A 14,384-nucleotide genomic window follows, 5' to 3' on the forward strand; every position below is an offset into this window, starting at 1 on the left:
TCATGCCCGCCTTCATCTTTCATTTTTCCGCTTTTAACGAGACCACAGCATGACCATCGCCATCTCAGATCGCATCGGCTGCGACTACATCCAGCAATTGCGACAGCAACTGCCCCACGCCATCACGGACGAGCAGTGGCAGACCGCCGATCAGGCCACCCTCACCGTCAAACCTACTGATCTGGTGGCTCTCACCAGCATCTTGTTCCACAAGCTCGGCGGCTGGCTGTCGGTCTCCTTTGCCAATGACGAGCGCAGCCTCAATGGCCACTTCGCCGTCTACCACGTCTTCTCCATGGAGGCCGAGACCAAGAGCTGGATCACAGTCCGGGTGCTGGTCAATGCCATAGAGCAGGAGTACCCCTCCATCACCCCCTCCATACCGGCGGCGGTCTGGGGAGAGCGGGAGATCCGCGACATGTATGGCCTCACAGCGGTCGGCCTGCCGGATGAGCGGCGGCTGGTGCTGCCGGACGACTGGCCCGAGGACCTTCACCCCCTTCGCAAGGACGCCATGGATTACCGCCAGCGTCCCGTGCCTACCACGGAGACCGAGACCTACCCCTTCGTCAATGAGCTGGGAAGCGATGCCAATCGCATCGTGCCGGTGGGCCCGCTGCACATCACCTCGGACGAGCCGGGCCACTTTCGGCTGTTCGTGGATGGCGAAGACATCATAGATGCCGACTACCGGCTGTTTTATGTCCACCGCGGCATGGAGAAGCTGGCCGAGACCCGCATGGGTTACAACGAGGTGGCCTTCCTGACCGATCGGGTGTGCGGCATCTGCGGCTTCACCCACAGCGTCGCCTACACCACCTCGGTGGAGAACGCCATGAGCATTCAGGTGCCGGAGCGGGCCAAGATGATCCGCGCCGTGCTGCTGGAGGTGGAGCGCCTGCACAGCCACATCCTCAACATCGGGCTGTCGAGCCACTTCACCGGTTTCGACACAGGCTTCATGCAGTTCTTCCGGGTGCGGGAGAAATCCATGACCCTGGCCGAGCTGCTCACCGGCGCCCGCAAGACCTACGGCCTCAACCTGATTGGCGGGGTGCGTCGGGACATCTTCAAGGAAGACCGCATCAAGGGCGCCCAGCTGGTGCGGGAACTGCGCGATGAGCTCAAGCCCCTGGTGGCCATGCTGCTCGATACCGCCAACATCTCCTCCCGCCTGGTGGGGATAGGTCGACTGGATCCGCAAATCGCCCGGGATTTCAGCTGCGTCGGCCCCATGGTGCGAGCGAGCGGCTTCAAGCGCGACGTACGCCGGGTGCACGACTTCGCCGCCTACCGCGAGCTCCCCATGGAGATCCAGAGCCTCGCCGGTTGCGATGTGCAATCCCGGGTGCTGGTGCGCATCCACGAGCTCTACGACTCCCTCGACATGATTGAGTTCGGCCTGGAGCACCTGCCCGAAGGCCCTTTGCTCACCGAAGGCTTCACCTATCAGCCGGGCAAGTTTGCCCTGGGCTTCACCGAGGCCCCCCGCGGCGAGAACGTGCACTGGAGCATGACAGGGGACAACCAGAAGCTGTTTCGCTGGCGCTGCCGCGCCGCCACCTACGCCAACTGGCCCGCCCTGCGCTACATGCTGCGGGGCAATACGGTGGCGGATGCGCCCCTCATCATCGGCAGCCTGGATCCCTGCTACTCCTGCACCGACCGGGTCACCCTGGTCGACCCCAAGAAGGGCAAGTCCACCGTGGTCTCCTACAAGGAGATCGAGCGCTACGGCATCGATCGCAAGCACTCTCCGCTCAAATAAGGGGCCATCATGATCAAGTTGTTCAAAACCATCCTGAAGGCCGGTACGCCAGCGGCCAGGTACCCCTTCGCCCCCTTCGAGGTGAACCGGGACTTTCGTGGCAAGCCCGAATACCAGGCTAGCCAGTGCATCGCCTGCGCCGCCTGCACCAAGGCCTGCCCGGCCAACGCCCTCATCATGGAAGTTGACATGGAAAGCGGCGAGCGGCGCTGGGAGCTCTCCATGGCGCGCTGCATCTTCTGCGGCCGCTGCGAGGAGGTGTGCCCGACCCACGCCATCTCGCTTTCCCCGAACTTCGAACTGGCGGTGACCAACAAGGCGGATCTCTACGAGGAGGCCCGCTTCCCGCTCGCCCCTTGCGAGCTCTGCGGCTGCTACTTCGCCCCCGCCAGACTGGTGGCACTGGTGGAAGACACGCTAGCGCAGGCGGCCAAGCCGCTGGCCCACCCGGAGCGGTTGCACCACTGCCCCGACTGCAAACGCAAACAGAGCATGTTGCACCAGCCCGCTCGGTCAACTGCCCAACAGGAGTGGATCTGATGAGCCAAATCAAAGGCATAGAACCCATTGTCGGCGATGCCCATAGCCGCGCCGTACCGCTGGCACAGGATCCGGAGATCAGCCGTCTGAAGAAGACACTGCTCAAGGACATTCGCCGCTCGGCCTATGTCTATCGAGTGGATTGCGGTGGCTGCAACGCCTGCGAGATCGAGATCTTCGCCACCATCACACCTGTATTCGACGCCGAGCGCTTCGGCATCAAGGTGGTCGCCTCTCCGCGCCACGCCGACATCCTGCTGTTCACCGGCGCCGTGACCCGGGCCATGCGGGTACCGGCCCTGCGCGCCTACGAGGCGGCCCCGGACCCCAAGATCTGCATCGCCTACGGCGCCTGTGGCTGCGACGGCGGCATCTTCCACGATCTCTACTGCGTCTGGGGCGGCACCGACAAGATAGTGCCGGTGGATGTCTATATCCCCGGCTGTCCCCCCACCCCGGCGGCCACCATCTACGGCTTCGCGGTGGCACTGGGTCTGCTGGAGCAAAAACTGAAGGCCACCAGCCACGAGGTGACTGCGGGCGAGCGGGTCGAGCTGCGCCACACCGGCATCCCGAATGAAATCCGGGTGATGATAGAGCGCGAAGCGCGCCGCATGGCGGGCTACCGCCAGGGTCGCATCATAGCGGACGAGTTTATGGCGCTGCTCGAGGGGGCAACTCAGCAGGACGTGGATTTGCGCATCCAGGGCTATCTGCAACAGCACGACGATCCGCGCCTTAGCGAAATCGTCAACAACCTGGCCAGCGCCTGCCTCAACCGGGGCGCAGGCAAGAAAGAGGTCACCCATGGCTGACCAGGTCTTCTTCTATCGCCTCTCCCGCAAGTTCGTGGACGAGCAGTTCGACGTGCCCGAAGAGGCCAAAGAGGTGATGTACTACAGCCTCGCCATCGGTCACCACCTCGGCATCGTCGATTGCCTGAGTGCGGATCTGGTCTGCCCCTTGGCAGGCTATCGGGACTGGGTGGAGAAGCTCCCGGCCGGCAGCGAGGCGCGCCGCAAGATGGAGGGCTTTCTCACCTTCGGCGAGATCACCGTCTATCGCGAGCACTGCCACATGCTGGCCTGCGCCTTCGACCGGCTGCGCAAGGCCGAGGGGCTACTCAGCGGATCGGAGCTGGGCTGGACCGACACCTTCATGGACCAGCTCACTGCGCTGTATAACGATCCCCATATGTACCTGATGATAAGGAGCCGCTGATGAGCCGCAATCTCGTGTTGACCGTGGGCAATGCCATGATGGGGGATGACGGTGCCGGCCCTTATCTCGCGGAAAAGTTGCAGGCGAGCCCCCTGCCCGATTGGCTACACATCGACGGCGGCATAGCGCCGGAGAATATGGTGTACAAGGTGCGGGAGCTGCAACCGGAGCGGGTGGTGCTGGTGGACGCCGCCGAGATCGGCGAGAAGGCGGGGACCCTCCAGCTGATCCCCCCTGAGACCATCGCCGAGATGTTTATCTTCTCGACCCACAACATGCCGCTCAATTTTCTCATCGACGAGCTCAAGACCTTCGTGCCCGAGGTGCTCTTCGTCGGGGTGCAGCCGGCCATAGTCGCGTTTTCCTTCCCCATGACGGAGATGGTGAGCGGCGCCATGGATTATCTGCACCAGCATCTGGCGGCGACCCAGGATACAGAACTGTTAATAGAGCGATTCGCCCAGTGGAATAATGCAAACAGCGCGAGATAAATATCCTGCGCACTATCAAAAACAATTCTCACTACATTCCAGCCAGGCCCGTTGCGGTAATAAAAACTTCGGGCTAACTGCGCCGTTTTTGATATAAAACAACGCTTGTGGAGATACGTGGAAAAATGGCTGGATAACGGGTTTTTATGACCAAAAAAGCGTTGCCAGTCACAAAAAAGTGCCACAAAATGGCGGTCTCAGTGGAAGTTGATGGGGTCTGGTGGCCCTCCCGGTCTTCAAAACCGACGTGAGCCGAGAAGGCTTTGGCAGGTTCGATTCCTGCCTCTTCCGCCACTTTTTATATATTGGATGAATAGACACCATACCGCTTGCCAATATAATCCGATGAATGAACACCTCAACCCGAGTCAATTATCCAGACTGGATTAATTATTGATTTTCGGCAAGAAGATTCATCGCGGAAATAACCGACTCATTCGGTCAAGTTATCGGTCAACCGGTGTGCCTCCGTCAGCACAATCCGGGTAACTCCATGCCGAACCAGTCTCAAGCATCAGCCACCGACCACCAGCCAGCTCAGCCCAATTTTCGCCTGCCCCAGGTGGAGCTGCTGCTGCAACAAGCCTTTCTCGCGCCTTATATCGACTCCTTGAGTCGCCCCCTGGTGACCCAGGCGGTGCGCGACACCCTGAGCGATCTGCGCCAGAGCGAGGGCTTTCGCACAACGGGCATAGACCCGGCCAGCCTGGAGGCGCAGATAGTCGCCCGCTGCCAGCGCCTGGTGCGCCAGCGCCAGACCCGGATCATCAACGCCACCGGCACGCTCGTTCATACCAATTTGGGACGCTCCCCCTTGAATGCCGAGCTGTGGGACGAGGTGCGGGAACTCAACACGGGTTACAACAACCTGGAGCTGGATCTCGCCACCGGCAAGCGCGGCGGGCGCAAGGGGCTGATTTCCCCCCTGCTCGCCAGCCTGACCCAGGCCGAAGACTCCCTGGTGGTGAACAACAACGCCGCCTCCCTCTTCCTGCTGCTGCAAGAGATTGCCAAGGGGCGCGAGGTGATCGTTTCCCGCGGCGAGCAGATCCAGATCGGCGGCGGCTTTCGCATCCCGGACATTTTGGCGCTCTCCGGCGCCACCCTGGTGGAGGTGGGCACCACCAACATCACCACGGCCAAGGATTACCTCGATGCCATCACCGACCGGACTGCCCTGGTGCTGATGGTGCACAGATCGAACTTCGCCATTCGTGGCTTCACCGAATCCCCCGACATCGGCGAGGTCGCCCGCGCCCTGCCGGATCACATAGTGCTGGCGGTGGATCAGGGCTCCGGTCTCACCACCGAGACCTTCGCACCGGATGAAACCTCGGTGCGCCAATACCTCAAGGCGGGGGCGGATCTGGTCTGCTACTCAGGCGACAAGCTGCTGGGGGGCCCCCAGTGCGGCATCATCAGCGGCCGCGCCGATCTCATCAAACGGCTGGAAAAGCACCCCATGATGCGCACCTTCCGCCCGAGCCGCATCGTCTACTCCTTGCTCGAACGCCTGCTCATCCACAAGCTCAACAAGTCTCCGGTCGGGGAAGGAATTGCCCAGCGCACCCTCTCGGATCCTGCCGCCATACAAGGAAGGGCCGAGCGGCTGATGCGCGCCCTGCCCGGCTGCTTCGTGCTGGTACCGGCCCAACTGGTGGTCGGCGGCGGCACCCTGCCGGACGAGTTCTACCCCGCCCCGGCGCTGGCCTGCCTGGACCCGCGCCCTGCTCAGCAGCTGCTCGATGCCCTGCGGGAACTGCCGGTGCCGGTGATAGCGACCGTGCGCCAGCAGCAGGTGCTGCTCAATATGGCCTCAGTGCTGGAGGAGGATATGCAAACCCTCATCTTGCAGTTGAAAACACTGCTCGTCCCGGACCAGGCACAGGGGTCAGCGGCTCCCCACGGCCACCACAAGGATTGCTGAGCCCATGATTGCCTCCTATCGCGCCGTTATCGGCCTCGCCGGTCACGTGGATCACGGCAAGACCCTGCTGATCCAGGCCCTCACCGGCATCATCACGGCCCGCGCCCACGAGCAGGCCATCGGCATGACCCAGGATCTCGGCTTCGCCCACTTCGACGACGGACAGGGCAATACCATAGGCGTCATCGACGTGCCCGGCCACGAGCGCTATGTGCGCAACATGGTGGCCGGGCTCTGGAGCCTGGATCTGGTGCTCTTGGTGATCGCCGCCGACGAGGGTTGGATGCCCATGACCGGCGATCACCTGCGCCTGCTCAAGGCCATGGGGGTGCCGCGCCTCTTGGTCTGCATCAACAAGTGCGATCTGGTGAGCCAGGAGGAACTGGCGCTGCTGGAAGAAGCCTTGCTGGAGCGGGTGATGGACGAGAGCGGCATGGTGCCGGACATCGTCAGCGTCAGCGCCAAGACGGGCGAGAACATCGACACGCTGCATGCTGCCATCGTCCACCAGCTGGCGGATGTGGCGGACGAGCAAGCCACTCGCGAGCAGCAGACCCCCCGCCTCTATGTGGACAGGGTCTTTACCGCCAGCGGTACCGGCACTGTGCTCACCGGCACATTGCAGCAGGGGCAACTACGGGTAGGGGACAAGCTGCGCCTCTACCCCGCCGACCGTGAGGTGCAGATACGCTCCCTGCAGGCCTATCATCGACAAGTCGATGAGATTGACGCCATCTGCCGGGTGGCGGTGGGGCTTAAAAAGGTGCCCCACAAGGAGGTGGCTCGCGGTCATTGTCTCGCCAGCGCCGCGGGGGACTGTCAGGCGATCAGCCACCTGATAGTGCGGTTGGAACCCACCAACCCGGCGCTGAACAACCAAGCCAGTCCGAGTCTTCGCAACCAGGAAGTGGAAGTGGCGCTCGGCAGCTGGCACGGCCGGGCCCGCTTTGTGCCTATCAAGGAGACCCGGTTGGCCCGGCTTATCTTCGCCAACCCCGTTCCCTGCTTCTTCGGCCAGCCGCTCGCCATCATTCGCCACGGCAGCAGCGAGCTGTTGCACGGCGCCCGCATCCTCTGGTGCGGCGACATCCATCCCGCCAAGCGCAAGGCGCTGCACGCCCTGCTCGAGGCTCTGCCGGGCGATCTCGCCGGCTTCAACCCCGCGACCCTACAGCTGGGACTCGATGGCTATGCCCCCGCCAACACCTTTACCGAGCCGCCGCCGGCCACGGTGCAAGATGGGGACTGGCTTTTGAACTCTACCTGGCTCGCAGATAGCCACGCCGCGCTGCTAACCGCGCTAACGCAGCAGCCACAGAGCGCTGCAGAGCTCGCCGACAGGCTGCGTATCCCGCCAACCCTCACCCAACGCTTGCTGCTGCGACTCAAAGAAGAGCAGCAGATCCGCCTGCACCACGACAAGTGGCAGCCGGGCAGTGGCGAGTCGGAAGATGAGCTGGGAGAAGAGGCGCGTCTGGTACTCAAACTAGTGCGAGATCAAGGCAAGGAGGGATATGAGCCCGGTAAACTGGGCCCCGGCGGCGTGGCCATAGACCCTGTGCTCCAGCTCACCTTGCCGCCAGGGTTGCGGCCAAAAGGGGCGCTGCAAAAGCAGCTGCGCATCCTGGCGAGGCTCAAGTACCTGGTACTGCTGGATGGGCCCATCTACTACGATGCCGAACTCTATGACCATATGGTACAGGCCGTGCTGGCGGGCCAGCAGGTGGGGGATCTGATCGACATGAGTGCATTCAAAGAGATCACCGGTCTGTCGCGCAAATACGCGATTCCGTTTTGCCTTCGCATGGAGATGGACGGCTGGCTGCGGCGAGAAGAGAACGACAGACGGGTGCTGCGCCTGCCTCCCCCGCAGCTGGCAGACAAACAGTTCGCAGAGAGCGAGGCGGTATGACAGCACAAGCGGCCCCGATGACGCACTCATCCCCAACCAACTCCGAGCCTGCCTCGCTGCGCCGCGAGTTTCACCTCGACGGCATAGTACAGGGGGTCGGCTTTCGCCCCTTCGTCTATGGGCTGGCGCTCTCCCATCGCCTCACCGGCTATGTGCTCAACGATGCCAACGGCGTCACCATAGGGGTGCAGGGCAGCGCGGCCCAGTTGGCAGACTTTGCCCGTGAGCTACGGGAGCTGGCGCCACCACTGAGTCGTGTCGACAGCTTTAGTGAATGGACGATCCCCCTTGATGACGACCCCGACTTCGATGGCGCCTTCCATATCAGGGCAAGTCAGCAGCAGAGCGCGGCCACGGTCGCCATCTCGCCGGATCAGGGGATGTGCGAGGCCTGCGCCCGGGACATAACCAACCCGGCGGATCGCCACCACAACTACCCCTTCACCAACTGCACCCACTGCGGCCCGCGCTACACCATCATCCGCCGCCTCCCCTACGACAGGCCCCACACCGCCATGGCGGGCTTTGCCATGTGCCCGCGCTGCGCTCGCGCCTATGAGGATCCGCTGGACAGGCGCTACCACGCCCAGCCGGTAAGCTGCCCGGATTGTGGGCCTCAGCTGACCTGGCGTTCAGGCAGTGGTGATGCTCAGGCCGAGCGAAAGGAGGCTCTGCAGGCCGCCGCCCGCGCCCTGCAGACTGGCGCACTTATCGCGGTCAAGGGGATGGGGGGCTATCACCTGATATGTGATGCTCGCAATGAGGAGACGGTTGCCCGGCTGCGCGTGCTCAAGCGCCGCGCCCGCAAGCCGCTGGCGGTGATGATGGGATCCTTTGAGGAGGCAAGGCTGCATGTGGAGGGCGGCGAGGCCGAGTGGGAACTGCTGCGCTCCCAGCCCAGACCCATCACTCTGCTTCGCAAGAAATCATCGGCCGAGCTGTCGGCCGAAACGGCGACCCTGGCCGAGGGCATAGCCCCCGGCATCCCCTATCTCGGCGTCATGCTGCCCTATACCCCGCTCCATCAACTGCTGCTGGAGGCCTGTACCATCCCTCTGGTGGCCACCAGCGCCAATGGCCGTGGCAGCCCCATTTTGATCGCGTGCGAGGCCGTAGTTGCCGAGCTGGGTGCCCAGATAGACGGCATCCTGGATCACGATCGCCCCATCTTGCACCCCTGCGACGACAGCCTGGTGCAGTGGGCGGGCAGACGGCGCCAGATCCTGCGCCTCGCCCGCGGCTATGCCCCCTGCACGCCCAGCCTGAAGAAAGCGGTCACGCAATCCGTGCTGGCGGTGGGCGCCCAGCAGAAGAATCAGCTGGCGCTCGCCTTCGGTCGCCAGCGGATCTACAGCCCCTATATCGGGGACCTGCACAGCCTGCCGATGCAGCAGCACTTCGAGCAGACCCTGGAGACTTTCCGTGGCCTCTACGATCTCAAGCCCGAGACGCTGGTGTCTGACCGCCATCCCGGTTATCTCAGCCATCGCTGGGCCAGGGAATACTGCACCGCAGAGGGGGCGACCCACCTCGAGGTGCAGCACCACCACGCCCATCTGCTAGGGGTGATGGCCGAACACGACATCACTGGCCCCGTGCTGGGATTTGCCTTCGATGGCACCGGCCTCGGCGATGACGGCACCCTCTGGGGCGGCGAGCTGCTGATCGCCGACGTACGGGGCTTCGAGCGGGTGGCGCACCTCAAGCCATTTCGTCTGATCGGCGGCGAGGCCGCCATCCGCGAGCCGGTGCGCCAGCTGCTGGGTCTGCTGTTTGAATCCCAGTCACCCGATGAGATAGGTGCCCTCGGCATTCCGGCGATCAATCAGCTGCCCATCGATCGTATCCACAACCTGCATCAACTGTGGCGCCTAGGTCGCAACGCCCCCCATACCAGCTCCATGGGCCGGCTGTTCGATGCGGTCGCCGCCTTGCTGGGCCTGGTCGACGAGCCCGACTACGAGGGGGAAGCCGGGCTCTTGCTGGAGGCGGCAGCCCTGCGACTCGCCCCCGGCAGCGATCCCTGGCCCCTGCATTTTGCAATCACAGAACCAGCCGGCGGCCCCCTGCTGATCGACTGGTCGCCGCTCATCGAGGAACTGCTGGCGCAGCAGGGGAAGGTCGAGATTTCTCACCTCGCCGCCGGCTTTATTCGCGCCATCTGTGAACTGATTGTCACCCTTGCCAAACGCTTTCCCGCCTATCCGGTGGCGCTGGGGGGCGGCGTCTTCCAAAACCGCGTGCTGATGGACCAGCTTATTCCCCGCCTCGAGAGTGCCGGGCGCGAAGTCTTGACCAGCGAGATCTTGCCGCTCAACGACGGCGGCATAGCCGCAGGCCAGCTCTGGTTTGCCATCCATCATCTTGCGGAGCCGGGGTATACCTCCCCACCCGCCGTGTCGGAGTCCTGATATGTGCCTTTCCATTCCCTCCCAGGTGGTGCAACTGCACCCCGAAGATAACTGTGTCACCGTCGATACCCTGGGGGTGCAGCGTCGTGTCAGCTGCATGCTGCTCGAAGAGCCGCTGGCGCTGGGGGACTATGTGCTGCTCCACATCGGCTTTGTGATGAGCAAGATTGACGAAGAAGAGGCCCAGGCGAGCCTGGAAAGCTTCCGCCAGATGGTGGCCCTGATGCCTGAGCAGGACATCTTGCCATGCTGAACCTGAGCGATCTGTTTCAGGGTTTTCGTGAGCCCCAGGTGATCCGCGCCCTCGCCGCCCAAATTCACGCACTGGCCGAACGTCTGCCCGAGCCCCTGCGAGTGATGGAGGTGTGCGGCGGCCATACCCACACCATCATGAAGTACGGCCTGCCCCAGCTGCTGCCGGACAGCATCGAATTCGTCCACGGCCCCGGCTGCCCGGTCTGCGTGATGCCGAAAGAACGCATCGATCAGGCCATGGAGCTGGCTCGCCAGCCAAGCGTCATCTTGGTGACCCTGGGTGACATGATACGGGTGCCTGGCTCCAAGGGCTCCCTGGCCCAGCAGCGGGCCAAGGGCAGCGACATTCGCCCCGTCTATGACCCCCTCGATGCCCTGCGCATCGCGAAGGAGAACCCCGATAAGACAGTGGTGTTCTTCGCCATCGGATTTGAGACCTCCACCCCCATGACGGCAGCGCTGCTGGCGGCCGCAGACGCCGTGGGTGTGAACAACCTGCTGTTTCATATCAACCATGTGCTGGTGCCCCCCGCCATTCACGCCGTGATGGCCGACGGGGTCGCCAAGGTTAACGCCTTTATCGGCCCCTCCCACGTCAGCGTCATCACAGGGGCTGACATCTATCTGCCGATCGTCGAGCGCTATCGGGTGCCGGTGGTGGTGAGCGGCTTCGAGCCGGTGGACGTGATGGAGGCGCTGCTGATGATGGTGCGCCAGAAGGTGGAGGGGCGCTGCGCGTTGGAGGTGCAATACAGCCGCGCCGTGACCGCCCACGGCAATCGCGCGGCCCAGCGCCTGGTCGACCAATATTTTGAGACCCGCGAGCACTTTCGCTGGCGCGGGCTCGGCGACATCAACGCCTCCGCCCTTCGCCTGCGAGACGCCTTTGCCGCGCGGGATGCGGAGCGCCATTTTTCGCTCAACCAGACCCCCATCGACGATCACAAGGCCTGCCAGTGCGCCGACATATTGCGCGGGCTCGCCAAGCCAAACCAGTGCAAGGTCTTTGGTCGGGGCTGCACCCCGACCCAGCCTATGGGCAGCTGCATGGTGAGCTCCGAGGGGGCCTGCAACGCCTACTACCGCTATATGGGGATCCAGGAGCAATGAGAGAAATTCAGTTAAGCCACGGCGGCGGCGGTGTCGAGATGAACCAGCTGATCAACCAGCTGTTCTTCCATCATTTTGGCAACGAGATCCTGCTGCGCGGTGAAGATGCCGCCCTGCTGCCGGTCACAAGCCCCATCGCCTTCACCACCGACAGCTTTACCGTCTCGCCGCTCTTCTTCGCCGGCGGTGACATCGGCAAGCTCGCCATCGCCGGCACCGTCAACGATCTCGCCATGATGGGGGCCAGGCCCGAGTATTTGAGCTGCAGCTTTATCATCGAGGAGGGTTTCCCCTACGCCGATCTCGTCCGCATCGTCGAGTCCATGGCCGCTGAATTGACCAAGAGCGGCGCCCACATCGTCTGTGGCGACACCAAGGTGGTACCGAGGGGCGCGGCAGACAAGATCTTCATCAACACCAGCGGGGTCGGCAGCTTCCCCCTGCCCGAGCAGAGCCGGGGCATCTCGGTGCGAAACCTCCAGGCCGGCGACGCCATCCTGGTGTCGCGGGATATCGGCAGTCACGGCGCCTGCATCCTGATGGCACGAGACGCCCTGCAGCTCGGCTCGGACCTCAAGAGCGACTGCACCACCCTCTGGCCCCAGGTGGAGGCCCTGCTTGGGGCAGACATTCACCCCCACGCCCTGCGCGATGCCACCCGGGGCGGGCTCGCCGCCGTGCTCAACGAATGGAGCACGGCCTCCGGCGTTGCCATCGAGCTGGAGGAGTCCGCCATCCCGGTGTGCGACCCGGTGCGCGGCCTGTGCGAGCTCTACGGCTTCGAGCCTTATGATCTCGCCAACGAGGGCACCATGGTGCTGGCCCTACCCGCGACGCAAGCGCAATCCGCACTGGAGCTGCTGCGAGCTTTCAACCCGACCGCCTGCCAGATCGGCGTGGTCAAAGAGAGCGCCCAACACAAGGTGGTCCTCAACAACCCCTGGGGCAGCCGTCGCTATCTGGAGCTGCCCCAGGGTGAACTGCTGCCCCGGATCTGCTGAGCCATGACCCATCACATAAAGGAGTGCTGAACATGCACGAAATGTCTCTGGCCATGGCGGCCATCGATCTGGCCGCCGAGCAGGCCAGCCAGCGCGGCTTTAGCAAGGTCACCGCCATCTGGTTGGAGGTCGGCAGCTTCTCCTGCGTCGACCCGGACACCATAGCGTTCTGTTTCGAGGCCGCCGCCAAGGGCACCGCCGTCGAGGGCGCCAGCCTGCATTTTCAGCACCAGAGTGCCGAGGGCTGGTGTTACGACTGCGGCAAGACGGTGGCCCTCACCGAGCGCGGCCAGGCCTGCCCCGAGTGTGGCGGATACAAATTACGAGTCGCGCAGGGGGATAGCCTGCGCATCACCGACATCGAGGTAAGTTGATATGTGTAGCGTATGCGGATGCGGCCAGGCGCGCGTCGCCGGCCAGGATCATCACCACGAGCATGATCACCATCACGATCATCTCCATAAACATGGGCATGACCCTCATCATGAGCATGAACACGGCCACCATCATGGTCATCATCACTCCCATGGCCCTGCACAGGAGCAGGGGGCTCCCAGGACGGTGATCATCCATCATCACCATCACTACCACCATCAGGGGGATGTGCATCACCACTACCACGGCATGGTTCCTGACGCCCAGGCCGCTCGGCCAGATGCCCACGGGCATGCTCATTCCCACGGCCACGAACATGGTCACCAGCATGACCATCAGCACGAGCATCATCACGCCACCGATCATGGCCATCATCATGCCCATTCCCATAACCACAGCCATGAGCATGAGCATGAGCATGAGCATGAGCATGAGCATGAGCAGGGTGATCTGCACTACGGCAAGGGGGAAGCTGGGCTGTCGGTGCCGGGCCTGGGTCAGCGTCAACTGATCGCCATCGAGATGGACGTGCTGGCCAAGAACAATGCGCTGGCCGTCCATAACCGCGATCACTTCGAGGCCACCTGCCAGCTGGTGTTGAACCTGGTGTCGAGCCCGGGCTCGGGCAAGACCACCCTGCTGTGCGAGACCCTGCGCCGACTCGAAGGCCAGCGCCCCTGCGCCGTCATCGAGGGGGATCAGCAGACAAGCAGCGATGCGGATCGCATCCGTGCCACCGGGGTGCCCGCCATCCAGATCAACACCGGCAAGGGCTGCCACCTGGATGCCAAGATGGTGCACGACGCCTACCACCAGCTGCCCGTGCAGGAAGGGGGCATCCTCTTTATCGAGAACGTGGGCAACCTGGTCTGCCCCGCCAGCTTCGATCTTGGCGAGAAGTACAAGGTCGCCATCCTCTCGGTCACCGAGGGGGAGGAGAAACCCCTGAAATACCCGGACATGTTCGCCGCCGCCCAGTTGATGATCATCAACAAGACGGACCTACTGCCCCATGTGCGCTTCGACGTCGAGCGCTGCATCGAGAACGCCAAGCGGGTCAATCCCTATATTCAGGTGATCCAGCTGAGCGCCACCACGGGAGAAGGGATGGACGCCTGGCTGAACTGGCTGGCGAGCGCCTGAGCATCAAGGCCCAATTTGACTGCACTAATCGAACCTACCCCACTCAAGGTGTTGGGTAGCTTGATGAAATAAGAGAGGGAGGCATCAGCCTCCCTCTTTTTTGTCTTCGCAGCCTTAGCAGTGCCATAAGCCCCAGAGCCAACCGCCATGATCCCCTCACCCTGGCCCTCTCCCCAGGGAGAGGGAACCAATTCGTGGATGCTGGCGACAATGGCACATTTCGCTCCCTT

14 protein-coding genes and 1 tRNA gene are annotated in these 14,384 nt (G+C 63.1%); 14 read left to right on the top strand and 1 reads right to left on the bottom strand.

Going from position 1 to position 14,384, the window contains the following annotated elements; translation table 11 throughout:
- The first annotated feature begins 49 nt into the window (after nucleotides 1-49).
- From ACRCYW_RS07815 to hypA, 13 genes are all read left to right on the top strand, one after another.
- Nucleotides 50-1,768 carry a hydrogenase large subunit gene (locus ACRCYW_RS07815; protein WP_438549558.1) on the top strand — a complete coding sequence of 573 codons (1,719 nt, stop codon included), beginning with the start codon at nucleotides 50-52 and terminating at the stop codon, nucleotides 1,766-1,768.
- Nucleotides 1,769-1,777: 9 nt separating this feature from the next.
- On the top strand, nucleotides 1,778-2,308 hold the full coding sequence (locus ACRCYW_RS07820; RefSeq protein WP_438549559.1) for a formate hydrogenlyase complex iron-sulfur subunit: 531 nt from the start codon (nucleotides 1,778-1,780) through the stop codon (nucleotides 2,306-2,308).
- Nucleotides 2,308-3,123, top strand: coding sequence for an NADH-quinone oxidoreductase subunit B family protein (locus ACRCYW_RS07825; RefSeq protein ID WP_438549560.1), 816 nt, complete (start codon nucleotides 2,308-2,310; stop codon nucleotides 3,121-3,123). Before ACRCYW_RS07820 ends, ACRCYW_RS07825 begins: the two co-directional genes overlap by 1 nt.
- On the top strand, nucleotides 3,116-3,529 hold the full coding sequence (locus tag ACRCYW_RS07830; protein ID WP_438549561.1) for a formate hydrogenlyase maturation HycH family protein: 414 nt from the start codon (nucleotides 3,116-3,118) through the stop codon (nucleotides 3,527-3,529). The genes ACRCYW_RS07825 and ACRCYW_RS07830 overlap by 8 nt, the downstream gene beginning before the upstream one ends.
- Nucleotides 3,529-4,020, top strand: coding sequence for a hydrogenase maturation peptidase HycI (gene hycI / locus ACRCYW_RS07835; protein WP_438549562.1), 492 nt, complete (start codon nucleotides 3,529-3,531; stop codon nucleotides 4,018-4,020). Before ACRCYW_RS07830 ends, hycI begins: the two co-directional genes overlap by 1 nt.
- Before the next feature lie 202 nt (nucleotides 4,021-4,222).
- Nucleotides 4,223-4,314, top strand: a tRNA-Sec gene (locus ACRCYW_RS07840).
- A gap of 199 nt (nucleotides 4,315-4,513) precedes the next feature.
- Nucleotides 4,514-5,947, top strand: a complete 1,434-nt coding sequence (gene selA / locus ACRCYW_RS07845) for an L-seryl-tRNA(Sec) selenium transferase (protein WP_438549563.1) — start codon at nucleotides 4,514-4,516, stop codon at nucleotides 5,945-5,947.
- Between the two features lie 7 nt (nucleotides 5,948-5,954).
- Nucleotides 5,955-7,859 (top strand): selenocysteine-specific translation elongation factor, encoded by a 1,905-nt coding sequence (gene selB / locus ACRCYW_RS07850; protein ID WP_438549756.1) that lies wholly within the window; start codon nucleotides 5,955-5,957, stop codon nucleotides 7,857-7,859.
- Complete coding sequence (hypF, locus tag ACRCYW_RS07855) at nucleotides 7,856-10,270, top strand: carbamoyltransferase HypF (RefSeq protein WP_438549564.1); 2,415 nt, start codon at nucleotides 7,856-7,858, stop codon at nucleotides 10,268-10,270. The genes selB and hypF overlap by 4 nt, the downstream gene beginning before the upstream one ends.
- Before the next feature lies 1 nt (nucleotide 10,271).
- On the top strand, nucleotides 10,272-10,523 hold the full coding sequence (locus tag ACRCYW_RS07860; RefSeq protein WP_438549565.1) for a HypC/HybG/HupF family hydrogenase formation chaperone: 252 nt from the start codon (nucleotides 10,272-10,274) through the stop codon (nucleotides 10,521-10,523).
- Nucleotides 10,517-11,635 carry a hydrogenase formation protein HypD gene (hypD, locus tag ACRCYW_RS07865; RefSeq protein ID WP_438549566.1) on the top strand — a complete coding sequence of 373 codons (1,119 nt, stop codon included), beginning with the start codon at nucleotides 10,517-10,519 and terminating at the stop codon, nucleotides 11,633-11,635. The genes ACRCYW_RS07860 and hypD overlap by 7 nt, the downstream gene beginning before the upstream one ends.
- Nucleotides 11,632-12,636, top strand: coding sequence for a hydrogenase expression/formation protein HypE (gene hypE / locus ACRCYW_RS07870; RefSeq protein WP_438549567.1), 1,005 nt, complete (start codon nucleotides 11,632-11,634; stop codon nucleotides 12,634-12,636). The genes hypD and hypE overlap by 4 nt, the downstream gene beginning before the upstream one ends.
- A 32-nt stretch (nucleotides 12,637-12,668) precedes the next feature.
- Complete coding sequence (gene hypA / locus ACRCYW_RS07875) at nucleotides 12,669-13,010, top strand: hydrogenase maturation nickel metallochaperone HypA (protein ID WP_438549568.1); 342 nt, start codon at nucleotides 12,669-12,671, stop codon at nucleotides 13,008-13,010.
- Here the strand turns inward: hypA and ACRCYW_RS07880 are convergent.
- On the bottom strand, nucleotides 12,988-13,152 hold the full coding sequence (locus tag ACRCYW_RS07880; RefSeq protein ID WP_438549569.1) for a hypothetical protein: 165 nt from the start codon (nucleotides 13,150-13,152) through the stop codon (nucleotides 12,988-12,990). The genes hypA and ACRCYW_RS07880 overlap by 23 nt on opposite strands.
- A 108-nt stretch (nucleotides 13,153-13,260) precedes the next feature.
- On the opposite strand from ACRCYW_RS07880, the gene hypB reads away from it, so the two are divergent.
- Nucleotides 13,261-14,154 carry a hydrogenase nickel incorporation protein HypB gene (gene hypB, locus ACRCYW_RS07885; protein WP_438549757.1) on the top strand — a complete coding sequence of 298 codons (894 nt, stop codon included), beginning with the start codon at nucleotides 13,261-13,263 and terminating at the stop codon, nucleotides 14,152-14,154.
- Nucleotides 14,155-14,384 lie beyond the last annotated feature (230 nt).

Source organism: Aeromonas sp. (assembly GCF_051657805.1).
Lineage (GTDB): Bacteria > Pseudomonadota > Gammaproteobacteria > Enterobacterales > Aeromonadaceae > Aeromonas.

Bases quoted from the DNA above. Each gene is read 5' to 3' on its own strand.
- ACRCYW_RS07815 (WP_438549558.1), top strand. From the start codon at position 50: ATGACCATCGCCATCTCAGATCGCATCGGCTGCGACTACATCCAGCAA.
- ACRCYW_RS07820 (WP_438549559.1), top strand. From the start codon at position 1,778: ATGATCAAGTTGTTCAAAACCATCCTGAAGGCCGGTACGCCAGCGGCC.
- ACRCYW_RS07825 (WP_438549560.1), top strand. From the start codon at position 2,308: ATGAGCCAAATCAAAGGCATAGAACCCATTGTCGGCGATGCCCATAGC.
- ACRCYW_RS07830 (WP_438549561.1), top strand. From the start codon at position 3,116: ATGGCTGACCAGGTCTTCTTCTATCGCCTCTCCCGCAAGTTCGTGGAC.
- hycI (WP_438549562.1), top strand. From the start codon at position 3,529: ATGAGCCGCAATCTCGTGTTGACCGTGGGCAATGCCATGATGGGGGAT.
- selA (WP_438549563.1), top strand. From the start codon at position 4,514: ATGCCGAACCAGTCTCAAGCATCAGCCACCGACCACCAGCCAGCTCAG.
- hypF (WP_438549564.1), top strand. From the start codon at position 7,856: ATGACAGCACAAGCGGCCCCGATGACGCACTCATCCCCAACCAACTCC.
- ACRCYW_RS07860 (WP_438549565.1), top strand. From the start codon at position 10,272: ATGTGCCTTTCCATTCCCTCCCAGGTGGTGCAACTGCACCCCGAAGAT.
- hypD (WP_438549566.1), top strand. From the start codon at position 10,517: ATGCTGAACCTGAGCGATCTGTTTCAGGGTTTTCGTGAGCCCCAGGTG.
- hypE (WP_438549567.1), top strand. From the start codon at position 11,632: ATGAGAGAAATTCAGTTAAGCCACGGCGGCGGCGGTGTCGAGATGAAC.
- hypA (WP_438549568.1), top strand. From the start codon at position 12,669: ATGCACGAAATGTCTCTGGCCATGGCGGCCATCGATCTGGCCGCCGAG.
- ACRCYW_RS07880 (WP_438549569.1), bottom strand. From the start codon at position 13,152: ATGACCATGATGGTGGCCGTGTTCATGCTCATGATGAGGGTCATGCCC.
- hypB (WP_438549757.1), top strand. From the start codon at position 13,261: ATGGTTCCTGACGCCCAGGCCGCTCGGCCAGATGCCCACGGGCATGCT.